Here is a 21,182-nt window from a genome sequence, read left to right on the forward strand (position 1 = left end):
CTCTTATCCTTTCAGTATAAGGGGTGCGACCATGACCGCGACGCCGCCCACGATCAGCAGCACACCCATTGGTTTTGTAACGTATCGTCCGATATCCGGCAGCTTTTCGACCACCATGAACAGCGTGGCGAGGCCCATCCAAAGAAGGCTCATCACCCCGCCGACAAAGCCGAGCGCCATGAACCCCCAACAGCAGCCGACGCAAAACGCGCCAAGCCCGAGTCCCATGCGCAGCCCTCCAATAAATCCTGTCCGCCAGTGGCCGAGGAAATAGGACATCGGGCTGTGGCAGACGCCATGGCAAATATCCTTGATGCGGGTGAACTGGAAAAGGCCGACCGCGATCAGCAACGCCCCGGCGAACAGAGTCGACGTCGCGATCCCCAGCATATCGACGATACCGGAAAACAGCAGGACCAGTTGCACAGCGGTAATCAGCGCGGCGAATCCGACCCACATCACCGCGTATCCCAGCAAAACACCAAGCCACCCCATCGGCGTGCCGTTGGCGCTGGCGATCAGATCGTCATAGGCCCGCAGCGTTGGGACCAGAGTCGGCAGCATCATCGCTGCCATCATGACGGCCCACATGCCGAACAGCGGCCCGAACGTGGCCATGGGCATATACATGTCCATCCGCGGGTCCATGTTGCGCATGGCCTCGCCCATCGGACCGGGCCGCCCGATCAGGTCAAGGTCCATGTCCACGGCCATCGAATACATCATCCACCACGACAGCAGAATCCCTGCAAAAACCGCGATCCAAAGCGCGCTGGTGATCCATCTAATTTGGCCGAGTCGCTGCATCTATGATTCCCGAATACTTGCGCGTACAATTGTCAGACTTTTAATTGTCTGACAAATGAATTTCATGGCAAAAGACACAGAAAAGAAAACCGACCTGTCCGTTCAGATCGCCGAAGCGATCAAAACCGCGATTATTTCCGGCGAGCTAATCGTCGATGAACGCCTGCCGTCCGAGGCAGAACTGACCGAGCAGTTCGGAGTTTCCCGTTCTACCGTGCGCGAAGCGCTGAAACGGCTTGCGGCGCAGAACCTTATACGGACCCAACGCGGCGCGACCGGCGGTGCCTTTGTGAACCGATTGCGCTTCGAAGACGCCTATGGTCATCAAATCACGACCTCTACCCTTTTGCTATCGATGAACGACGTCGATTTCGAAACGGCATGCGAAGCGCGTTTCGTTCTGGAACGGGCCTGCGCGCCGCTGGCCGCCGCCCGGCGAAGCAGCGATCACCTCGCCACGATGCGGGCCGAAATTCATCGGCAAAGCCAACCCGGCCTGTCGGATGAGGCGTTTTGTGCGTCAGACGTCGCGTTTCACCGGGCGCTTGTCGACGGTGCGGGAAATCCGGTTTTGTCCTATCAGCTTGCCGGAGCGGTTGAGGCGATTGAGCCGCTGATGAACATGATCACCTTCACCGCCCGCGACCGCGCCCGGATCGTGGCGCTTCATACCGACATCGCGGATGCGGTCGAGCGCCGGGATGGGGGGGCCGCAAGCGCCGCCCTGACAGCGCTGGAGCAGGAAACCCAAGCTCTCGCGGCGAGTGTTCTTGCCAGCCGTGCGGCGGCGAGATCGAATGCTTAGGGCAACATCGGCAAATTTTTGGCTGAGCAGTGGCACCGGATTCAGGTTAGATACCCATCGTAGCGCATTGTTATAAAATCTAATTATGCCGATGCTGCAATCGGAAACGACCGACGACACCCCAACCATCACCCCTTGAGATTCCCAAGCCAACCGCCTATGTCTGGTCTGTCCTTCGGGACTATGGACATAAACGCGCTCGTAATAAGCGGATCGGACCCGGGGGCGGTACCCGGCGGCTCCACCAAACATCCTTCATTTGGGGATCATGGGGCCGAAATAGGATCGACGGACGTCTAAAGGGGTTAGCTTTGTCTCGGCGGGATACCACCGTTATCGGTTCACAAAAGCTAGTTGCAAATGACAACAAAGCTCCGGCTATGGCTCTGGCTGCGTAAGCAGTTCGGGTCGCCGAAAACTAAGCCCTTGCGCCTAGCCGCGTAAGGCGGGGTTCGCAGGCACCTGGCAACAGAAGCCTGCACTTTCCCAAGAAATCCGTGTTCAACTAACGTCCGCTTAACTTTGTCGGCCTAGGCTTCGGTCAGTTTCAAACCGTCAGGCGAGGCTCAGAATGGACAAACGGCAGTTTCTTGAAACGTGGTATCAGCGCGTTTGGGAAGAAGAAGACCTTTCCGCAATCGCCGAAATGTTCAAGCCCGACACGCTGGCCCGCGGCTTGGTCGACGACGCTCATGTCGGCCCGGATGAGTTTGAGGCGTTCGCCGCCGCTATGCTGCAGCTCGTCGGCAAGGCTAAGGTTACAATCGGGCGGTTCGTCGAAAACGGCGATTGGGTCGCGGCGGTGATCTCTGTCGCTGCCACGGATCGCAACACCGACAAGCCGGTGATGTTCTCCGGCCAGACGGTCGCGAAAATCGCGGATGGTGTTCTGGTAGAAAGCTATAATCATTTCGATTCAATCGGTCTGTTTGAACAGCTCGGCCTTTTGCCGGAAAGCACATTTGAAATCTGCCTGATGGGCGAACCGATCGCCTGACCCCCGACGAAGCGATTGACTCAGGCATGGCCCATTGCCCAATATGCGCCCATGGGGCCGCGCGAACGCCCCGTGAGGCGTCAGCCCAAGTTTCGCATCCAACCCTAACCCTGACGGGAGGATGCCATGACTGCGCCCAACGAAATTTCTGTAAGCCAACTGCTTCGCCTTGTCGGCACACCGGATTGTCCGGTGATTGTCGATATATCGATCGATCCCGACTTCGCGGATGATCCTTACCTTATCCCCGGATCGTTCCGACACCCACATACCGATCTGCCCGGCCTGATCGGGAGGCTGGATGGGCGGCGGTCGGTCGTTACCTGCCAGAAGGGGATCAAGCTTAGTCAAGGGCTCGTCGCGTGGTTGCGGACTGAGGGGCTGGAGGCTGAATATCTGTCCGGCGGCATGTATGGTTGGCGGGACGCCAAAGGCACGATGCGAATCCCCGCGTCGGCGGTTCCCGAGCCCGTAGGCGGCAGCACCCTCTGGGTGACGCGGCACCGACCAAAAATCGACCGCATCGCCTGCCCCTGGCTGATCCGCCGCTTCGTTGATCCCGATGCGCGGTTCCTGTTTGTCTCCCCGTCCGAGGTTGAAGGCGTTGCCGACCGCTACGGCGCAACCCCGTTTGACATCGACGGAGTGTTCTGGAGCCATCGCGGCGACAAATGCAGCTTTGATACCATGCTTGAGGAGTTTCAGCTGCAGTCCGAGCCATTGATGCGGCTGGCTGAGGTTATCCGGGGCGCCGACACAAACCGCCATGACCTGCACTCTGCCGCCGCCGGATTGCTCGCGATTTCGGTCGGGCTGTCCCGGCAATACCGCGATGATATCGCACAGTTGAATGCGGGCATGGCGCTTTACGACGCGCTCTACCGCTGGGCGCGCGACGGGTTTGACGAGGGCCATGATTGGCCCACGGGCCGCACCTAATGACAGAGCTATCGTTATCTGACCTCACCCGCGTATTCGCACGGATCGGGGTGCTTTCTTTCGGCGGTCCCGCAGCGCAGATCGCGCTGATGCACCGCGAATTGGTGGAGGAACGGAGCTGGCTGGATGAGGAGAAATTCCTCTCCGCCCTCTCCTTCTGCATGTTGCTGCCCGGCCCTGAGGCGATGCAGCTTGCGACCTACGCAGGGTGGCGGCTGAAAGGTGTGCTAGGTGGGCTGATCGCGGGGCTATTGTTTGTCATTCCCGGTGCTCTGGTCGTCCTCGCGCTCAGCCTCGGCTACGCGCTGTTCGGCTCCGTTCCGTTGGTCGAAGCGTTGTTCCTTGGCGTCAAAGCCACCGTGATCGTGATCGTGATCGAAGCGCTCCTTCGCATCGCGAAGAAGGCACTGCAAGGCACAGCACATTGGATACTTGCGGCGCTTTCCTTCATCGGGATATTTTTCTTCGACCTGCCCTTCCCGCTGATCGTCCTGCTCGCTGGATTGTTCGGATATTTCACCGCAACTGGGGATGACACCGCACCGCCAAGCGGCTTGCGCCTGCCGATCCCGACGATTGCGACGTGGCTCGCAATCTGGTGGGCACCGGTCGTCGTTCTTTGGGCATCCGGCGCGACGTTTCTGACGCAGGTGGGCGTGTTCTTCTCCAAACTCGCCGTCGTAACGTTCGGCGGCGCCTACGCGGTACTCGCCTATATGACTCAGGAGGTTGTCGAAGATAAAGGCTGGCTGTCAACCGCGCAGATGGTTGATGGCCTCGGTCTTGCCGAAACGACGCCGGGCCCGCTTATTTTGGTGACGGAGTTCGTCGGCTTTCAGGCCGGGTTTGGCATTGGTGGCGTGGCGCTCGCCATCGCGGCGGCGGCGGTTGCGCTGTGGGTCACGTTCGTTCCGTGCTTCCTTTGGATATTCGTCGGCGCACCCTTTATTGACTGGTTGGCGCATTGGCCTCGGCTGTCTTCCGCCCTTCGCGCCATCACTGCCGCCGTGGTCGGCGTGATCCTGAACCTGTCCGTGTGGTTTGGCATCCACGTCTTCTTTACGAATGTGACGGAACGGCAGTTCGGCCCTCTCCGCGCCCCCGTGCCAGAGCTTTCGAGCGTTGAGCCGACTGCCATCGGCCTCGCCATCGTCGCGGCCTATCTGATCCTGCGACTCCATCAGGGGTTGCCGATTGTGCTTGGCCTATGCGCGGCGGCGGCTGCTGCGCTCAGTATGATCTGATCGCAGCGGCGCGTTCGGGAAATTCTCGGGCGCACCCTTGCCGCCCGCATCGAATCCCGTATGTTGAATTCACGTTCACCCGACGCCCCCGATACTGAGGTTGGCCTTATGTCTAGTACAATCGACTATGGAAACCTGATGCATCGCGCCATGCGGCGGCTGATTCAGGAAGTCCTGACAGACGTTTCCAAGCATGGCCTGCCGGGCGAACACCACTTTTTCATCACGTTCGACACGCTACACCCCGACGTTGAAATCGCCGACTGGCTGTCGGATCGCTACCCGGACGAGATGACCGTCGTGATGCAGCACTGGTTCGACAATCTTGACGTAACGGATGAAGGGTTTTCCGTAACGCTCAACTTTGGCGAGCAGCCAGAGCCGCTTTATATTCCCTATGATGCGATTGTAACCTTCGTCGATCCATCGGTCGAATTCGGCCTGAGGTTCGAAACGCAGGACGATTCAGAAGACGCAAGTAACGATGATATTCCCGAGGCACCGATGACCGAAGCCGAGGAAGAAGAGGAGATTCCGCAAGACGCGGAGGTCGTGAGCCTCGACAGTTTCCGAAAGTAGGCCCCCGCCCATTCGGGCAATTGGTCGCGCACCAAACATCGTATACCACTGTATATCGCATTGAATTTCGCACGAAGCCGGGTAGAAAGACCGCGACTTCTTCAGGAGAATCCGGATGACCCAGACCCGCACAGAAACCGACAGCTTTGGCCCGCTTGACGTTCCCGCCGACAAGTATTGGGGCGCGCAAACACAGCGTTCGCTGAAGAATTTCCCGATTGGATGGGAACGCCAGCCGATCGCCATCGTGCATGCGCTCGGCGTTATCAAGCAGGCCTGCGCCGAGGCGAATATTGACCTTGGCGGCTTCGATAAAGAAAAGGGCGATGCGATTGTCCAGGCAGCGGGCGAAGTCGTCGCGGGCAAACTTGACGATCACTTCCCGCTCGTCGTGTGGCAAACCGGCTCTGGCACGCAGTCCAACATGAACGCCAACGAGGTGATTGCGAACCGCGCGATTGAAATACTGGGTGGCACAATCGGATCGAAAGAGCCTGTTCACCCCAACGATCACTGCAATATGGGACAGTCCTCCAACGACACGTTCCCGACGGCCATGCACATCGCGACGGCGATGACCGCCCGCGACGTGCTGCTGCCGGGGCTTGAGAAACTGCACGCAGCGCTGGCCGAAAAGGTCAAGGAGTTCGACGGAATCATCAAGATCGGCCGCACCCACACGATGGATGCAACCCCGCTGACCTTGGCGCAGGAGTTCTCGGGCTACTCCCATCAGGTCGCAATGGGGATTGAGAGGGTGAAAACCGCCCTGCCCCGGATCTATGAACTCGCCCAAGGCGGGACGGCCGTCGGAACGGGGCTTAACACCAAACCCGGTTGGGGCGAAAAAGTCGCGGCGAACATGGCCCGCATCACGGATCTGCCGTTTGTGACCGCGCCCAACAAATTCGAAGCCCTCGCCGCACATGACGCGATGGTTGAGATGTCCGGCGCGCTGAAAACCGTCGCCGCCAGCCTATTCAAGATCGCAAACGATATCCGTTTGCTCGGCTCTGGCCCCCGCTGCGGTTTGGGCGAATTGATGCTGCCGGAAAATGAACCCGGCAGTTCCATCATGCCCGGCAAGGTGAACCCGACGCAATGCGAGGCGCTGACACAGGTTTGCGCCCATGTTTTCGGCAACGACGCGGCGGTGGGCTTTGCCGGATCGCAGGGGCATTTTGAACTTAACGTCTACAAACCAATGATGGCCTACAACGTGCTGCAATCCATGCAGTTGATGGGCGACGCGGCGGTTGCCTTCACCGACAATTGCGTTGTGGGTATCCGTGCTAACACGGATCGGATCGAAAAACTGATGCGGGAATCGCTGATGCTTGTCACCGCGCTCGCCCCGACGATTGGCTACGACAACGCCACGACCGTTGCGAAAACCGCGCATAAGAACGGGACAACGCTGAAGGAAGAAGCCATCGCGCTGGGTTTCGTGGATGAAGAAACCTTCGAACGCGTGGTTCGCCCCGAAAATATGATCGGCCCCAAGGCGTGAGCCAACCGATCAACCTGAACCGCGCCCGGAAAGACCGGGCACGGCAGGCGGCCAGGGTCCGGGCGGAAGAGAATGCGATCAAATTTGGCCGGACGAAAGAACAGCGGGCGCAGGAAAAATCCGAGGCCGACAAGGCACGCCGGCACATCGAAGATCATCGGCGGGACGAATGACCGCGCGACCGGTCAAACGCTCTCTGACGCTCAGCGGCCATCGCACCAGCGTATCGCTGGAGGATGAATTCTGGTTTTCGTTCAGGGAAATCGCCGAGTCGCGCGGACAACCGATCAATGCGCTGGCTGCGGAGATTGATGCGGCGCGTGGCGCGGATATTGGCCTCGCGTCCGCGATCCGGCTGTTCGTATTGGATTACTACAAAAGCCGGTAGGCAGACAGCTTAGACGTCGTCGTAAAGCGCTTTGCGCAGGGCTGCGTTTTTCTGCAGCTCGCTCCGTTCCAAAGACGAAAGACGAACGCGCGAGGTGCGCGACAATTCGGTGCCAAAAAGCTGCTGAAGCTCTTCACGCGTGGCTAGCGGTCCGGCGGCTTCTTGGCGCGCAGCAGCGCGGCGTGCAAAGCCCCAAGACGGGATAGCAATTCTCAGCAGCGGTCGTTCGGTTTTGCCGTTGGCATAGGTGGTTGCAGACATCCAGGCCTCCTCGGTATCGGCTAATATTCGCTCATAGGCAAAAAATAGCCAACAAAAATGCTGGCAGGAGGGGGAATTCAGGCGAAAAGGTGTCACAAAAAAGCACAGTCAATTAGGATTTTGTTTACTTTTCAGTAAATTACCTGAGTCGGACGAATCTTTGTGACGCCACGTCACCGACGCAAGATGTCCAGCAAAATTCCTTCGCTTGACCTTACGGTGAGGTGCGCGACCGGAATCGGTGCGCGATTTTTCGCCAAACCGATTCGGAATCGCCGCAGGATCATCGACAAAATCAGCGGCCCCTCAACCATCGCAAAGCCAGCCCCAATGCACACTCGGCCGCCGGTGGAAAATGGTATGTAGGCGTCCCGCGCGCATTGCCGACCGTTGTCGGTTTTCCATCGGGCGGGGTCGAAATCGTCAGGCTTGTCCCAAAGCCGTTCATGCCGATGCAAATGCCACGGGCTGATGACGATCTGGCTACCGCTCTTTACCGGTCGGTCGCGGAACGTTTCGGGGCAGCGGTTCTGTCGCACCATCATCGGGACGGGCGGATAAAGCCGCAGTGTTTCGCGAAACACGTCCCGGCTTAGCGGCAGTTTCGGCATTTCACCGTCGGCCCGGTCATCAAGCGCCCGTGCCTCATCCACCAACTTGTCCTGCCATTCCGGGAACTGCGCGACAAGGTAGAGCGCCCAAGCGAGCGCTGATGCGCTGGTTTCGTGCCCTGCCAGAAAAAAGATCGCAACCTGATCGATCATTTCGTCGGTCGAAAAGACCTCTCCGGTCTTTGGGTCCGGCGTCGTCATGATCTTGGTCGCCAGGTCATCCGGCGCCCTGCCCGCCTGAATGGCCTCCATCCGTTCCGCCGTCAGTTGACCGATCAGTGACCGGATTGATCGGGCTGCGGCCGTCGCGCGACGACGATGAAACCGGGGCATCCAGCGAGGCAGCGGGATAAACGCGGCGAGGTTCAGGATCGGCTGCGTCCGTTGATAGTCGCGAAACTGCTGAAACACCTGACGCGCCACATGATGTTCGATGGGAATGGAGAACAGCGTTCGGAAGATGACATCGGCGGCGGCGTGGCTCATCTCTTCTTCAATCTCGACGGGGCCAGCGCCGATTTTCTGGTCAAGCCGCGCGACTGCGGATTCCGCCGCCGCCCAAATGGCCGGGTATGTATCGCGCAGCCGCCCACCTTCAAAGGCCGGGTCGATGATGCGACGCTGCCGCTTCCATTCCTCCCCATTTGTCAGAAAAACCGAATTACCAAGCAGCGGGCGCAACCCTTCCCCGATCCGGTTTGATTTCGGAAAGTCATCCGGGCGGGTTGTCAACACCTCGTCGATCAACTCCGGTTGGTTGATGAGATAGGAGCGGAAAAAGGGCGTGCGAAACTCCGCCATCCACGCGCGGTATAGCTTTGCCGGCTGCGCCGACAAGATATCCCGCCGAAACAACCGCATGTAACGCAGAAGCGAGACCTTGTCGGGTCGTGTTTCCGGTTTTGGCGGTTTCATTCGGCCACCGAACGATAGCCCGACAAGGGCGTTTCCAGACGGGACCGTGACGGCACGCGGTCGCGATAGCGGTCCCAAAGGGTCTTTGGCCCGGCGGTGATTTGGAAATAATCGTAGTCCCGCGGCCGATCAAACGCGCAGAGATACTGAAAATGCAGACGGAAGAACCGCCAACGCAGCGACGCCCAACGCTCCGCACTCAGGCTCTGGGTAAATGCAGCGGAGAACACCAACGGCCATTTCTTTGCCTCACGCGCAACGCCTGTCACGGCCACCGGATCGCATAGGGCAAACGCGCACCCGTCGCCCGGGGCGGTCACATCCACCCACGGAATGAGGGCTTGTTCGGACATTTCCCGCAAATCCCGGCGGAGGCAATCCGCCTTGGGTAAGAACGACACCATAGGCACGACATGGCCCAACGTCAGAAAGGAAAGCACCGGCCCATCCGCCGGCACCCGCCCGGACCGGAGCATCGCCGTCAACATCATCACCGCCAGATGCGCGCCCGACGAATGCCCGACGATCAGAACCTCATCCACGTCGGACCGCAAGGAATCTGTGACGTAGTTTTGAAACTCTCCCAACCGCTCTGCCAAGGCGGGCGGGGTCGCGCCGTCATGCTGCGCGGAATGGGCGTAGTCCTGCATCAGATAGTAGGCAAATATCTTACCGTCGAGTTTGCGAAACCAGTGGAGCAAGATGATTATCGTCAGGCCAGCCGCGACCCACCCCAGCATCGGATGCAACAAGGCCACCACCGCGCCGATCCCCCACCCGATCAATAGCGCCACCGCCAACTGCAACAAAAGCATGAATATCGGATAAAGCGCCGCGATCACCGGCCCCTTGCGAGTCTTGGCCAACCTGAACAATGCGCCGGAGCGGGTGTAGATCCACGACGTCTTCACCAACCGAACATAGGTGACGAAGATCGACGCGCTCATCGACCGCTGCACAATGTCGGACCAGACAAGCACTTCAACTTCGGTCTTGGTCTGAACGCCATCGATCATCGCATCGACACTCCAACCGAAGTTTTCTCCGTCCGGGTTTGGCGCTATTGAAATGTCGTAACCGGAGATTTCGGCCTGAAGCGCACTTTCCTTGCGATAAAGCTCTCGGTAGCGGCGCGGCGGAAAGGGATCATAGCCGGGGATGTAGAACACCCGCCGTCGTTTGACTGCCCCTTGTTTCACCGTTGATGCCATCGCCCCGCCCGCACTTTCGCCAGAGCCTAGCGGACGAGCGGCGCGAGTTTAAGCCAATTCAGCCGAAACGTTGCAGGATCGGGAAGGTTTCGTTGAGCCACCACGCCAGATCAGTGAACTTGCCCGTCACCATCATCAGGCCAACGGTCCACAGCAGCAGACCCATGATCCGTTCGATCCGCTCCATATGCAGTTTCATCCACGCCATGACCCCCGTCAGGCGGGGGAAGAACGCGGCAACCAGAAGAAACGGAATACCAAGGCCAAGCGCATAAACGCCCAGCAGGAATGTTCCGCGCCCGATGGATCCGTCCTGCGCCGCAATGGACAGGATCGTGCCAAGCTGCGGACCAATGCAGGGCGTCCAGCCAAACGCGAAGGCGAGGCCGAGCACATACGCCCCAAAGGCCGACCCGCCGCGATCCCCGGCATCAACGCGCACTTCACGGTCAAGAATGCCGATCCGGTAGGCACCGATGAAATGCGCGCCAAAGATCATCACGACGATCCCCGACAGTGTGACGAACCATTCCTGATTTTGCAGAAAGAACTTTCCGAATGCCGACGCAGTCGCTCCAAGGATGATGAAAACCGTCGAAAGACCCAGAACAAAAAAGACAGCCGACAGCAGGGCGCGGCGACGCGCGGCGGCCTCTGCCCCCATCTCGCCGATGCTGATCCCGCTCATATAGGCCAGGTATGGTGGCACAATCGGCAAAACGCAGGGGCTGAGGAATGACAACAGCCCACCCAGCACCGCGACAATCAGCGATGGGACAAGCGAGGCGTCAAACAGATCAATTCCGAACATTCAGTCGTCCTTCGTTTTCCCTGCAATACGCCATCCGAACGGAGGGGTCACGGGGGGACAATGTCACATTCCCGTGGACAAGTCGCAATCGCGCGCCTATGTCGCGCCTATGCAATGGGACGACGAAATCGATGCGACCGGGCTGCGCTGCCCCCTGCCCGTTTTGAAGGCAAGCAAGCGGTTGAGGTCGATGAAACCGGGCGAAGTTCTGCGTCTTCTGGCGGACGATCCGGCGGCGATTGTCGATGTCCCGCATTACTGCGCGGAATCGGGCAATGAATTGATAGCCCCCCCAACGGACGACGCGGACGGCCCTGCCTATCTGATCCGAAAAAACGCCCCTGCCAACTAAAAACGCCGAGGCTTTCGCCCCGGCGTTTCCAGAATTCTCGCGAATTCGCAGTTTATCGGCCCATTGACCACCAGCCACGGCGCTTCGGCTTTGACGCGTCAGCACCCTCAGCCTCGGCCAGCGCGGGTTGCGCGGCTTTGCGGCTGGCGCGCTTTGGCGGCTCTGCCGGAACCTCGCGCGGCGGGGTTGGCGGCGTTTCCTGCGGTGTCTCTACCGGCGATTCAGCGGGCGGAGCGGGCGGTGCTTCGGGCGGCGCATCGTTCGGATTCTCGACCGGCGTGTTGTCGGGAATATCCGGGGTGTCCGATGCGGCAACGGCCTTCTTGCGCGGCGCGCGCTTGCGTTTCGGCTTGGCCGGAGCCTCCTCCGACGCCACAGCCGCGTCTTCGGTCGCGGTTGCATCTGTTGATGCCTCCGCTTCCTTTTCGGCGGCTTTCTTGCGCGGTGCCCGTTTGCGGGTTTTCTTCGGCTTTTCTTCCGGTGCCTCTGCAGTCTCGGCTTCTGCCGCTACCTGATCCTTGGCGTCGTCCGATTTCTCTTCTGCTGCGGGCTTCTCGGCAGCCTCGTCGGTCTCCGAGTCAGCCTTTGCGGACGCATCTACACCGTTGTTCTGCTCCGCATCATCGCCGCCGCGGCCACCACGACCACGCCGCCGACGCCGACGCCGGCGTTTCTTCGGCTGTTCGTTGTTTTCGTCCTGCTCCGGCGCGGTTGCCGTCACATCATCGGCTGTATCTTCATCCTCATCGACCTTATCCATGATCGACATATCGACAGAAACGACCGGCGCTGACGCCTCGGGCACGGCCCGTGTTGCCGTCTTGAACCGCTCGATTGAAAAATCCGGGCTCACGAGGAACGGGTCCGCTTCGATGCGGATCGACAAACCATAGCGGGCTTCGATCTGGGCAACGTGTTCGCGCTTGGTGTTCACAAGGAAATTGACGATGCCCACAGGCGCCTTCAACAAAACCTCGCGTGAGCGGCGGCGCACGCCTTCTTCTTCCAACTGTCGCAGAACAGATAGCGCAAGATTGTCGTCCGAGCGCAGCAAACCGGTTCCGTGGCAATGGCTACAGGGCTGGGTCGTCGCCTCAATCATACCGGGGCGCAGGCGCTGGCGGCTCATCTCAAGCAGGCCAAAGCCGGAAATGCGCCCGACTTGAATGCGCGCACGGTCGGTTTTCAGCTTGTCTTTCAGCTTTTTCTCAACTGCGGCGTTGTTCTTGCGTTCATCCATATCGATGAAGTCGATGACGATGAGGCCCGCAAGGTCACGCAGGCGCAACTGGCGAGCCACCTCTTCCGCGGCCTCAAGGTTGGTTTTGGTCGCCGTTTCCTCGATTGAGCCCTCTTTCGTCGCCCGACCAGAGTTCACGTCAATTGCTACCAACGCTTCGGTCACGCCGATTACGATATAGCCACCGGATTTCAACTGCACCGTCGGGTTGAACATCCCGGCGAGGTAGCTTTCCACCTGATAGCGCGCGAAAAGCGGCATCGGGTCGTTGTAGTGTTTCACGTTTTTAGCGTGGGACGGCATGATCATCTTCATGAAGTCCTTGGCCACGCGGTAGCCGGTTTCACCCTCGACGAACACCTCATCGATGTCGCGGTTGTAAAGATCACGGATCGACCGCTTGATCAGGTCGCCTTCCTCGTAGATCTTCGCAGGCGCGATGGATTTCAGCGTCAGTTCGCGGATTTGTTCCCAAAGACGCTGAAGGTATTCGTAGTCGCGCTTGATCTCGGTTTTCGTGCGTTTCGCGCCAGCGGTGCGGACGATCAGCCCGGCCCCTTGCGGCACGTCAATTTCGTTCGCGATTGCCTTCAGCTTCTTGCGGTCAACGGCGTTGGTGATCTTGCGGCTGATCCCGCCGCCCCGCGCCGTGTTCGGCATCAGAACGCAGTAACGTCCGGCCAGTGACAGATATGTGGTCAGCGCGGCACCCTTGTTGCCGCGTTCTTCTTTCACCACTTGCACCAGCAAAATCTGGCGGACCTTGATGACTTCCTGGATTTTGTAGCGCTTCGGTCGCGGCTTGCGGGGACGGCGAATTTCTTCGGTCACATCTTCATCCGCGACGGACTCAATCTCATCATCGCGTTCTGTGGCGTCCGGCAGCGATTCTTCGTCGTCGTCATCGCTGTCGGGGTCTTCGTCGATCGCAACCTCGATTTCCGTGTCCTCGTCCGCCGCCGGAGTCTCTACCGGCGTCTCCGCAACGAGTTCCATCGGAGAGCTGCCTTCCGGCGCCTCCGCAGCCGCTTCTTCATCAAGATCGACGACATCCATGCCGCTGATGTTGACGTCTTGCGTTTCAACCGCGTCGTCCGATTTCACATCTTCGGCCTTGGCTTTGCCACGACCGCGCCCCCTGCGTTTCTTCGGCGCAGGTTTCTCGTCCTCCTCGCGCATCGCTTCGGCGTAGGCGCGCTCTTCATCAAGCAGCGCTTCGCGGTCGGCGACCGGGATTTGATAGTAATCCGGATGGATTTCCGAAAACGCAAGGAACCCGTGGCGATTGCCGCCATAGTCAATAAACGCCGCCTGAAGCGACGGTTCGACCCGTGTTACCTTTGCAAGATAGATGTTGCCAGCAAGCTGGCGTTTGTTTTCGGATTCAAAATCGAACTCCTCGACCTTGTTTCCGTCAACCACCACGACGCGAGTTTCCTCAGCGTGGGTGGCGTCGATAAGCATTTTCTTAGCCATGAATACTCTTTGCACCTGAATGCAGCACCACGCCCTGGTGGGGCCGCAGTGTGATTGAGGTGACGTGTTTGGGCGATATGAGCTGCGTCGAATAGCGCACCGGCAGAGAAACCTCTCCGCCTGTCGTGTCCATTCGTGTTGTCGCGTCTCATCGCGTTTCTTCTCCGATGCCCGTGCGGGCACCCGTTATAGCGCCCGGCCGGGTTCGGCTTCGCGGGCAAACATCAGGTCTTTCGACCAAATTTCGGTGTGTTTCCAAGCCCACCCGATTCCCTAGTGATCTCTCGGAAACATCAAAACTTTTCGGCTCAATCGCGGATTTCGACCGTGAAGGAACGTCTGCTCAACATAAGGGCGAAGATCGGCAAATGACAATGGGAAAAACGCCGTCTCGCGTGTGGAACGGCGTTTCCGATGTCGGCCCCTGCGTTCAGGGGCCAGCAATCATTGGGTCACAGGTAGTCGGACCGTTGCAGGCCGTATTTCGCCATTTTTTCGTTCAGGGTCCGGCGCGGCAGGCAAAGCTCATCCATCACGTTGACGATAGAGCCTTTGTGGCGCCGCATCGTGTTGTCGATCAGCATCCGTTCAAACGCTTCGACATACTCTTTCAGCGGCTTGCCGTCGGTCGTCATCACCGGCTGCACTTCTTCGTTGTCAGCCATCAGCAAGCTGGCAATCGTGCCCGATCCACGCCGATTTTGCAGCACCGCACGCTCGGCCACGTTAATCAACTGACGCACATTGCCGGGCCACGGGGCTTGCAGCAATTGCGCGGCTTCTTGCGCGCTGACATCGGGGGCTTCGCAGCCATATTCGTCAGCGAATTGTTCGCTCAGGCGGGTGAACAGCATCAGCACATCCTCGCCCCGCTGACGCAGTGGCGGGATAGTAATTTTCATGGCGGCAAGGCGGTAGAACAGATCAGGGCGCAGCGCGTCTTCGCATGTCTTGTCCTGTTCTTGCAGGTTGCAGATCGCGACCACGCGGGTTTCGGCGGGGCTGCCTTGATCGTTGATGAAGGTCAAAAGCCGCGCCTGCGCCTGATGGCTCAGCGCCTCGATATCTTCAAGCACCAGCGTGCCGCCTCGGGTTTCTTCGACCAGCGGCTGCTCTCCGCCCTCTTCCATCGGGCCGAATAGCTTTTTGATCAGCACCTCGTCTTCATATGCGCCACAAGACACGAGAGAGAATTTCTTGCCTGCGCGCGTTCCAACTGCGTGCAGCGCATGGGCGACCAAGGATTTACCCGTCCCGGTTTCGCCTTCGATCAGGACGTGACCGTCAGCCTGCCCCAGATCAAGGATATCTTCACGCAGACGCTCCATCACCGGCGACGCGCCGATCAACTTCTTCATGATGGTCGACCCGTCGCTCAGCTCGCGGCGCAGCGCGCGATTGTCGAGCGTCAGACGCCGGTTCTGTGTTGCACGCTTGGCAAGCTCCGTCATCCGGTCGGGGTTGAACGGTTTTTCGAGGAAATCGAACGCGCCAACACGCATCGCCTCAACAGCCATCGGAACGTCGCCGTGGCCGGTAATCATGATGACCGGCAGCGCGCTATCAACGCTCATCAGCTTTTTCAGGAATTGCATTCCGTCCATGCCGGGCATCTTGATGTCGCTGACGACAACCCCTGGATAATCCGAACTTAGCCCCTTCAGCGCATCTTCGGCGCTGGCGAAGGTTTCGGTATCGAACCCGGACAGGGCCAGCCACTGGCTGATCGACTGCCGCATGTCTTTTTCGTCATCAACGATCGCAATTTTCATGGCCTGCGCCATTTCGGGCCTCACTCGGCTGCTTCTACTTCATCGGTCAATATGGGGAGTTGCATTTCGAATACAGCCCCCCCGTTCGCCCCATTCCGGGCGGTCAGACGTCCACCAAGGTCGTTTACGATCCCGGAGGAAATGGCAAGCCCCAAGCCGACGCCGTCGCCGGGCTGCTTGGTGGTATAAAACGGTTCAAACAGGTTATCGAGATCTTCGATCCCCTGCCCGTTGTCGCGGACGGTCAGGGTCGCCGTCTCTCCGGCGGACAGTAGGATTTCGATCTTTGGTTCATCGGCGGATTGCGTCGCGTCAAGCGCGTTGCGCAGCAGGTTGATTATCACCTGTTCCAGCCTGATGCGGTCGGCCATGACCAACACGGTTTCGCGTGGCAAGGTCGTAATGATCTCGACCTTCCGGCTTTTCAGTTGCGGCTCCATCATCGACAGGGCGGAACTGACCGCAGCCCTTGTATCTACAGGCTCAAACGCATCACCACTTTTGCGGGCATAGCTTTTTAGTTGGCGGGTGATCGTGCCCATACGAGAGATCAGATCGTCGATCCGCTGGAACGACGATAGCGCCTCGTCGGGGCGCTTTCGTTGCAGCAGCAGCTTGGCCCCGGCAAGGTAGGTTTTCATCGCGGCGAGCGGTTGATTCAACTCATGACTGACCGCCGCTGACATCTCACCCAAGGCGGCGAGTTTTGAGGATTGCGCGAGCGTTTGTTCGGCGACTTCAAGGTCCTTTTCGACCTTCTCGCGTTCGGCAATTTCCCGCTGCAGACGTTGGTTTAGCTGGCGAAGGTCCGCCGACTCTTGCTGGAACACCATCGACCGCAACTGAGCCTTGCGAGACAGCAAATAAAACGTCAGCGCCATGAGGATCGCGAAGCCCATGATCTCAAGCGCAAGAACCCCGTTCACCCGCGCCCGGACCGACGCATAGGTTGTGAACGACGTGATCTGCCACCCTTGGAACGGAATACGTGTGCCTAGGCGCATCACAGCCTCACCCTGAAGGTAGGCGTCGGGCGGCAGTGGCGTCCAATCCGTCGTTGCCTGAATCGCCCGCGAAATCGCGGAAGGGGCGGATCGGACCTCAAGCGCTTCGGCTTCGGTCAGCCCGCGCCAGCGCGGTTCGGTCGACAGGATGATCTCTCCTTCACTGTTCGTGACCATCACAGCGTCGGAAATACCGGCCCAGGAATCCTCAAACTTTCGCAGATCGACTTTGACGACGATCACACCGATGTTGCGCCCACCCATTTCCACGCGACGGGAATAGGTGAAATCCGTCACGCCCCGATCACTTTCGGCGGTCGTGAACACCGTATCGTTGGACCGAACGGCGTTCACGAAATAGGCGCTGGTCCGATGAGATGATCCGATCAGGTTCCGATCGGTCGCAGCAACGGTCCTGCCATCATTGTCGAGAAGCAGCAGCGATTCCGCGCCAATCTCCTCAAGATATGAAATCAAACGCTGGGTCGATTGCGAATAGTCGTTCGAGTTCAGTGCGCCGATCAATGCCGGGTCGCGGGCGAGCAATTGCGGAACGATGGAGGCCCGCTTCAACTCGCTCAGCAGGTTGCCGGAATAAAGCGCAAGCCGAAGCTCCGCCCGGTTGCGGGTGCTTTCGGTGAACCTCTCGGTCAGGAAAAGATTGGTGAACCAGACAACACCGACCGCCGCGATAATGAGAATACCGATCGCAGCCCGAAGGCGACGGGAAAGGCGAACCTGACTCGGTAGTCTTGGAGGCGCGTTATCGGCAGCAGTCATTTGGCAAATCTACGCCGTGCGCTGCCGCGGCTCAAGCCAAAGAAATCAGGCCGTTACCAGCGCATCTGTCAACGCGCGGAAAAGCGCCGCCCCGTCCGTGCCGCCATGGCCTTCGTCAGAGGCGCGTTCCGGGTGCGGCATCATGCCAAGCACGCGGCGGTTTTCGGACAGGACGCCTGCGATGTCGGCGGTTGATCCATTCGGGTTCTGATCATACGAAAACGCGACCCGGTCATCGCCGCGAAGCCGGGAAAGCGTAGCCTCATCAATAGTATAGTTGCCATCGTGATGCGCGATCGGGATATCAATCACCTGCCCCGCATCATAGCCACGGGTGTAGGCGCTGTCGGTCGTTTCAACTCTTAGAGGAGTCGTCTTGCAGATATATTTCAGGTTCGCATTGCGCAGAAGTGCACCGGGCAACAATCCGGTTTCCGTCAAAACCTGAAAGCCGTTGCAGACACCAAAGACATAGCCGCCCTTATTCGCAAATTCGACGACGGACCGGCAAATCGGCGATTGCGCCGCAATCGCACCGCAGCGCAGGTAGTCGCCGAAGGAAAACCCACCCGGAACGCCCACGAAATCAAGACCATCGGGCAACGATGTATCCTTATGCCAGACCATCTGCACATCGGCATCGGCCTCTGTCAGCGCGGTGGCAAGGTCGCGGTCGCAGTTCGACCCCGGAAAGACGATGACGGCAGCTTTCATAAAACGCGTTCCTTCAGCAGATCAGTCAATCTCAACCCGGTAGCTTTCAATCACCGTGTTCGCCAACAGCTTTTCACACATGCTGGTCACGCTTTCCTCGGCGCGGGCCTTATCCGTTTCAGCCAGATCAAGTTCGATCACCTTGCCCTGGCGAACGCCGGTTACGTCGTCAAATCCCAATGCACCAAGGGCATGGCGCACAGCCTCCCCCTGAGGGTCGAGCACTCCGTCTTTCAACATGACCTGAACACGGGCTTTCATCGGCAATTCCTTCAGTTGATGATGGTCGGCTTAACGGCGTGGGTCACGTTGGTCGGCATGACCCCAAGGCGGCGGGCAACTTCTGTATAGGCATCCGCCAGATCGCCTAGATCACGGCGGAACACGTCTTTATCGAGCTTACGCCCGGTTTCGATGTCCCACAGGCGGCAGCTATCCGGGCTGATTTCATCTGCCACGATCAGCCGCATGAAGTCCCCTTCCCAAATCCGGCCTATTTCGATTTTGAAATCAATCAGCTTGATGCCGACGCCATACATGACGCCTGACAGATAATCGTTCACCCGCAAGGCCAGCGCGACGATGTCGTCCAAATCCTGCTGGCTCGCCCAACCGAACGCGATGATATATTCCTCAGGCACGAGCGGATCGCCAAGGCTGTCGTCTTTGTAGCTGAACTCGACAATCGGGCGCGGCAGCGCGGTGCCTTCTTCCATACCCAGCCGTTTTGCCATCGTCCCGGCGGCGGCGTTGCGAACGATGACCTCAAGCGGCACAATCTCAACCGCGCGGATCAGTTGTTCGCGCATGTTCAGACGCTTCATAAAGTGGTTCGGAACGCCAATAGATGTCAGCCCGGTCATGAAGAACTCACTCAGCCGGTTGTTCAGCACACCCTTGCCGTCGATCACGTCCTTCTTTTCGGCGTTGAACGCGGTCGCGTCGTCCTTGAAGTATTGAACAAGCGTTCCCGGCTCTGGGCCTTCATAAAGGATTTTGGCCTTGCCTTCGTAAAGCTTTTTGCGACGTGCCATGCGGACTCCGGAATGTGCGGAGGGGATGAGTCCCCGTCCCGTCCCGCGCCCTATACGCCATGCCCCCTTCCGTCGCAAGAACATGGGGCGCCTTGCCGCCCGCTTTCCGGCGATTATGCCTTGCAGCACGGGTCCGGCGAGGTCATATCTGTAGAAAAGCGACCATACCCATCTGAGAGAGGCCGACATGACCACCTTTGACGATCGCGAAAACGCGTTTGAAAACAAATTCGCCCACGATGCTGAAATGCAGTTCAAGGCCGAAGCGCGCCGGAACAAGCTTTTGGGTCTGTGGGCCGCCGAACTGCTCGGCAAAAGCGGTGCCGACGCTGACGCCTATGCGGTTGAGGTCGTGAAAAGCGATTTTGAAGAGGCCGGCCACGAAGACGTCGTGCGCAAGGTAGCGGGCGATCTGGGCGACAAGGCGACAGAGGCCGAAATCCGCGAAAAGATCGCACAATTGCTGAAAGTCGCGAAAAGCCAGCTTCTTGACGAAGCATAGGCGTTACGCCTGACACCCACCGAACGCGCACCCATTGGTGCGCGTTTTTCATTTTCGGGCGGTTTTGTCGCTGATCCTGTCTTATCGGACATCTGGAATACGACGCCGCTCAACTTCATTATGAGGAATTCGCAATTGCCTCTGGGCGATACCCGTGGCATTGCGCACACGCCGGACGGGTGCGTTGCTTTGCCCGGCATTGACCGGAAAGGCAGACAGATGGCCGACGCGCTGACAACAATGCTGACACACCGCGACTGGATTCTTGCGGACGGAGCCACCGGGACCAACCTGTTTAATATGGGGTTGATGTCCGGTGACGCGCCAGAGCTTTGGAACGTGACCGAGCAGGACAAGATCCGTGCGCTCTACAAAGGTTCCGTCGACGCGGGCAGCGACCTGTTTCTGACCAACAGCTTCGGCGGCAATGCTTCGCGCCTGAAACTTCACGACGCGCAAGGTCGGGTCGGAGAGTTGAACCGCGCCGCCGCCGAAATTGGCCGTGAAATCGCCGACGCCACAGGGCGCGATGTTATTGTCGCCGGGTCAGTCGGCCCGACCGGTGAGATTATGGAACCCATGGGCTCCCTAACCTATTCCGGGGCGGTCGAGATGTTCCATGAACAGGCCGAAGCGCTGAAAGAGGGCGGCGCGGACGTGCTGTGGCTCGAAACGATCTCGGCCCCCGAAGAATTCAAGGCGGCGGCCGAAGCATTCCAAAAAGCCGACATGCCCTGGTGCGGCACGATGAGCTTTGATACCGCGGGCCGCACGATGATGGGCCTGACTTCCGCCGCGCTGGTGGATCTGGTCGACAAGCTGCCCCACAAGCCGCTGGCCTTCGGTGCGAATTGCGGCGTCGGTGCATCGGACCTGCTGCGCACGGTGCTGGGTTTCGCCGCGCAAGGCGCCGAAATACCGATCGTCGCCAAAGGCAACGCAGGCATTCCGAAATACGTCGACGGACATATCCATTACGATGGAACGCCTGCGCTGATGGGCGACTATGCCTGCCTTGCCCGCGATTGCGGTGCGACGATCATCGGCGGCTGCTGCGGCACGACCCCTGCGCATCTGGAACAAATGCGTGCCCGGCTTGAGGCGCACGAACCCGGCGCGCGGCCAACGCTGGATCAAATCACTGCAGCGCTTGGTGCGTTTTCTTCCGCGTCGGATGGCACGGGCGACGATACGGTTGCCCCCCGGCGCAATCGCCGCCGCGCGCGCTAA

22 protein-coding genes and 1 other RNA gene are annotated in these 21,182 nt (G+C 59.1%); 12 read left to right on the plus strand and 11 right to left on the minus strand.

Annotated features, from left to right (window positions below):
• Window positions 1-3: 3 nt before the first annotated feature.
• Window positions 4-807: a DUF2182 domain-containing protein gene (locus ACEWPJ_RS09110; RefSeq protein WP_416512597.1), complete on the minus strand. Its 804-nt coding sequence runs from the start codon at window positions 805-807 to the stop codon at window positions 4-6.
• Window positions 808-871: 64 nt separating this feature from the next.
• Between ACEWPJ_RS09110 and ACEWPJ_RS09115 the strand changes: the two genes are divergently transcribed.
• From ACEWPJ_RS09115 to ACEWPJ_RS09155, 9 genes are all read left to right on the plus strand, one after another.
• Window positions 872-1,612: a FadR/GntR family transcriptional regulator gene (locus tag ACEWPJ_RS09115; protein ID WP_416512599.1), complete on the plus strand. Its 741-nt coding sequence runs from the start codon at window positions 872-874 to the stop codon at window positions 1,610-1,612.
• A gap of 131 nt (window positions 1,613-1,743) precedes the next feature.
• Window positions 1,744-2,095: a transfer-messenger RNA gene (gene ssrA / locus ACEWPJ_RS09120) on the plus strand.
• Between the two features lie 88 nt (window positions 2,096-2,183).
• Window positions 2,184-2,609: an ester cyclase gene (locus tag ACEWPJ_RS09125; RefSeq protein WP_416512601.1), complete on the plus strand. Its 426-nt coding sequence runs from the start codon at window positions 2,184-2,186 to the stop codon at window positions 2,607-2,609.
• A 126-nt stretch (window positions 2,610-2,735) separates the two neighbouring features.
• Entirely contained in the window at window positions 2,736-3,548 is an 813-nt protein-coding gene (locus ACEWPJ_RS09130) for a chromate resistance protein ChrB domain-containing protein (RefSeq protein WP_416512603.1), read from the plus strand.
• Window positions 3,548-4,792, plus strand: coding sequence for a chromate efflux transporter (gene chrA / locus ACEWPJ_RS09135; RefSeq protein ID WP_416512604.1), 1,245 nt, complete (start codon window positions 3,548-3,550; stop codon window positions 4,790-4,792). Before ACEWPJ_RS09130 ends, chrA begins: the two co-directional genes overlap by 1 nt.
• 108 nt (window positions 4,793-4,900) lie before the next feature.
• A complete protein-coding gene (locus tag ACEWPJ_RS09140; protein ID WP_416512605.1) occupies window positions 4,901-5,371 on the plus strand; it encodes an SspB family protein in 471 nt (156 codons plus the stop codon).
• Window positions 5,372-5,486: 115 nt separating this feature from the next.
• A complete protein-coding gene (gene fumC / locus ACEWPJ_RS09145) occupies window positions 5,487-6,881 on the plus strand; it encodes a class II fumarate hydratase (protein ID WP_416512607.1) in 1,395 nt (464 codons plus the stop codon).
• The gene (locus ACEWPJ_RS09150; protein ID WP_416512608.1) at window positions 6,878-7,054 is read left to right on the plus strand and encodes a DUF4169 family protein; all 177 of its coding nucleotides are present in this window, start codon (window positions 6,878-6,880) and stop codon (window positions 7,052-7,054) included. The genes fumC and ACEWPJ_RS09150 overlap by 4 nt, the downstream gene beginning before the upstream one ends.
• Window positions 7,051-7,269 (plus strand): ribbon-helix-helix domain-containing protein, encoded by a 219-nt coding sequence (locus ACEWPJ_RS09155; protein ID WP_416512610.1) that lies wholly within the window; start codon window positions 7,051-7,053, stop codon window positions 7,267-7,269. Before ACEWPJ_RS09150 ends, ACEWPJ_RS09155 begins: the two co-directional genes overlap by 4 nt.
• Before the next feature lie 9 nt (window positions 7,270-7,278).
• Here ACEWPJ_RS09155 and ACEWPJ_RS09160 read toward each other — a convergent pair whose 3' ends face one another.
• The 4 genes from ACEWPJ_RS09160 to ACEWPJ_RS09175 form a co-directional block, all read right to left on the minus strand.
• The gene (locus ACEWPJ_RS09160) at window positions 7,279-7,530 is read right to left on the minus strand and encodes a hypothetical protein (protein ID WP_416512611.1); all 252 of its coding nucleotides are present in this window, start codon (window positions 7,528-7,530) and stop codon (window positions 7,279-7,281) included.
• 173 nt (window positions 7,531-7,703) lie between these two features.
• Window positions 7,704-9,056 (minus strand): cytochrome P450, encoded by a 1,353-nt coding sequence (locus ACEWPJ_RS09165; RefSeq protein ID WP_416512612.1) that lies wholly within the window; start codon window positions 9,054-9,056, stop codon window positions 7,704-7,706.
• Window positions 9,053-10,267: a hypothetical protein gene (locus ACEWPJ_RS09170; protein WP_416512614.1), complete on the minus strand. Its 1,215-nt coding sequence runs from the start codon at window positions 10,265-10,267 to the stop codon at window positions 9,053-9,055. Before ACEWPJ_RS09170 ends, ACEWPJ_RS09165 begins: the two co-directional genes overlap by 4 nt.
• 58 nt (window positions 10,268-10,325) lie before the next feature.
• Window positions 10,326-11,078 (minus strand): cytochrome c biogenesis CcdA family protein, encoded by a 753-nt coding sequence (locus tag ACEWPJ_RS09175; protein ID WP_416512616.1) that lies wholly within the window; start codon window positions 11,076-11,078, stop codon window positions 10,326-10,328.
• Window positions 11,079-11,187: 109 nt separating this feature from the next.
• Here ACEWPJ_RS09175 and ACEWPJ_RS09180 point away from each other — a divergent pair, with 109 nt between their 5' ends.
• Complete coding sequence (locus ACEWPJ_RS09180) at window positions 11,188-11,430, plus strand: sulfurtransferase TusA family protein (RefSeq protein WP_416512618.1); 243 nt, start codon at window positions 11,188-11,190, stop codon at window positions 11,428-11,430.
• Between the two features lie 52 nt (window positions 11,431-11,482).
• Here ACEWPJ_RS09180 and ACEWPJ_RS09185 read toward each other — a convergent pair whose 3' ends face one another.
• The 6 genes from ACEWPJ_RS09185 to purC form a co-directional block, all read right to left on the minus strand.
• Window positions 11,483-14,146 carry an Rne/Rng family ribonuclease gene (locus ACEWPJ_RS09185; protein WP_416512620.1) on the minus strand — a complete coding sequence of 888 codons (2,664 nt, stop codon included), beginning with the start codon at window positions 14,144-14,146 and terminating at the stop codon, window positions 11,483-11,485.
• 452 nt (window positions 14,147-14,598) lie between these two features.
• Entirely contained in the window at window positions 14,599-15,930 is a 1,332-nt protein-coding gene (locus ACEWPJ_RS09190) for a sigma-54-dependent transcriptional regulator (protein ID WP_416512622.1), read from the minus strand.
• Window positions 15,931-15,938: 8 nt separating this feature from the next.
• Window positions 15,939-17,702, minus strand: coding sequence for a sensor histidine kinase (locus tag ACEWPJ_RS09195; protein WP_416512624.1), 1,764 nt, complete (start codon window positions 17,700-17,702; stop codon window positions 15,939-15,941).
• A gap of 45 nt (window positions 17,703-17,747) precedes the next feature.
• The gene (purQ, locus tag ACEWPJ_RS09200) at window positions 17,748-18,416 is read right to left on the minus strand and encodes a phosphoribosylformylglycinamidine synthase subunit PurQ (RefSeq protein WP_416512625.1); all 669 of its coding nucleotides are present in this window, start codon (window positions 18,414-18,416) and stop codon (window positions 17,748-17,750) included.
• 21 nt (window positions 18,417-18,437) lie between these two features.
• On the minus strand, window positions 18,438-18,677 hold the full coding sequence (gene purS, locus ACEWPJ_RS09205) for a phosphoribosylformylglycinamidine synthase subunit PurS (protein ID WP_416512626.1): 240 nt from the start codon (window positions 18,675-18,677) through the stop codon (window positions 18,438-18,440).
• 11 nt (window positions 18,678-18,688) lie between these two features.
• Window positions 18,689-19,450, minus strand: coding sequence for a phosphoribosylaminoimidazolesuccinocarboxamide synthase (purC, locus tag ACEWPJ_RS09210; RefSeq protein ID WP_416512628.1), 762 nt, complete (start codon window positions 19,448-19,450; stop codon window positions 18,689-18,691).
• Window positions 19,451-19,637: 187 nt separating this feature from the next.
• Here purC and ACEWPJ_RS09215 point away from each other — a divergent pair, with 187 nt between their 5' ends.
• Entirely contained in the window at window positions 19,638-19,952 is a 315-nt protein-coding gene (locus ACEWPJ_RS09215) for a DUF1476 domain-containing protein (RefSeq protein ID WP_416512629.1), read from the plus strand.
• A gap of 219 nt (window positions 19,953-20,171) precedes the next feature.
• Entirely contained in the window at window positions 20,172-21,182 is a 1,011-nt protein-coding gene (gene bmt / locus ACEWPJ_RS09220; RefSeq protein WP_416512630.1) for a betaine--homocysteine S-methyltransferase, read from the plus strand.

The sequence above is a fragment of the Aliiroseovarius sp. YM-037 genome (genome assembly GCF_048060095.1).
Lineage (GTDB): Bacteria > Pseudomonadota > Alphaproteobacteria > Rhodobacterales > Rhodobacteraceae > JBLUOA01.

Excerpts from the sequence above, each read along its gene's own strand:
- ACEWPJ_RS09195 (WP_416512624.1), bottom strand. The coding sequence starts at position 17,702 with ATGACTGCTGCCGATAACGCGCCTCCAAGACTACCGAGTCAGGTTCGC.
- ACEWPJ_RS09125 (WP_416512601.1), top strand. The coding sequence starts at position 2,184 with ATGGACAAACGGCAGTTTCTTGAAACGTGGTATCAGCGCGTTTGGGAA.
- ACEWPJ_RS09170 (WP_416512614.1), bottom strand. The coding sequence starts at position 10,267 with ATGGCATCAACGGTGAAACAAGGGGCAGTCAAACGACGGCGGGTGTTC.
- ACEWPJ_RS09185 (WP_416512620.1), bottom strand. The coding sequence starts at position 14,146 with ATGGCTAAGAAAATGCTTATCGACGCCACCCACGCTGAGGAAACTCGC.
- ACEWPJ_RS09140 (WP_416512605.1), top strand. The coding sequence starts at position 4,901 with ATGTCTAGTACAATCGACTATGGAAACCTGATGCATCGCGCCATGCGG.
- ACEWPJ_RS09155 (WP_416512610.1), top strand. The coding sequence starts at position 7,051 with ATGACCGCGCGACCGGTCAAACGCTCTCTGACGCTCAGCGGCCATCGC.
- bmt (WP_416512630.1), top strand. The coding sequence starts at position 20,172 with ATGGCCGACGCGCTGACAACAATGCTGACACACCGCGACTGGATTCTT.
- ACEWPJ_RS09130 (WP_416512603.1), top strand. The coding sequence starts at position 2,736 with ATGACTGCGCCCAACGAAATTTCTGTAAGCCAACTGCTTCGCCTTGTC.
- ACEWPJ_RS09115 (WP_416512599.1), top strand. The coding sequence starts at position 872 with ATGGCAAAAGACACAGAAAAGAAAACCGACCTGTCCGTTCAGATCGCC.
- ACEWPJ_RS09110 (WP_416512597.1), bottom strand. The coding sequence starts at position 807 with ATGCAGCGACTCGGCCAAATTAGATGGATCACCAGCGCGCTTTGGATC.
- fumC (WP_416512607.1), top strand. The coding sequence starts at position 5,487 with ATGACCCAGACCCGCACAGAAACCGACAGCTTTGGCCCGCTTGACGTT.
- ACEWPJ_RS09190 (WP_416512622.1), bottom strand. The coding sequence starts at position 15,930 with ATGGCGCAGGCCATGAAAATTGCGATCGTTGATGACGAAAAAGACATG.
- ACEWPJ_RS09180 (WP_416512618.1), top strand. The coding sequence starts at position 11,188 with ATGCAATGGGACGACGAAATCGATGCGACCGGGCTGCGCTGCCCCCTG.
- purS (WP_416512626.1), bottom strand. The coding sequence starts at position 18,677 with ATGAAAGCCCGTGTTCAGGTCATGTTGAAAGACGGAGTGCTCGACCCT.
- purC (WP_416512628.1), bottom strand. The coding sequence starts at position 19,450 with ATGGCACGTCGCAAAAAGCTTTACGAAGGCAAGGCCAAAATCCTTTAT.
- ACEWPJ_RS09160 (WP_416512611.1), bottom strand. The coding sequence starts at position 7,530 with ATGTCTGCAACCACCTATGCCAACGGCAAAACCGAACGACCGCTGCTG.
- ACEWPJ_RS09175 (WP_416512616.1), bottom strand. The coding sequence starts at position 11,078 with ATGTTCGGAATTGATCTGTTTGACGCCTCGCTTGTCCCATCGCTGATT.
- chrA (WP_416512604.1), top strand. The coding sequence starts at position 3,548 with ATGACAGAGCTATCGTTATCTGACCTCACCCGCGTATTCGCACGGATC.
- ACEWPJ_RS09165 (WP_416512612.1), bottom strand. The coding sequence starts at position 9,056 with ATGAAACCGCCAAAACCGGAAACACGACCCGACAAGGTCTCGCTTCTG.
- purQ (WP_416512625.1), bottom strand. The coding sequence starts at position 18,416 with ATGAAAGCTGCCGTCATCGTCTTTCCGGGGTCGAACTGCGACCGCGAC.
- ACEWPJ_RS09215 (WP_416512629.1), top strand. The coding sequence starts at position 19,638 with ATGACCACCTTTGACGATCGCGAAAACGCGTTTGAAAACAAATTCGCC.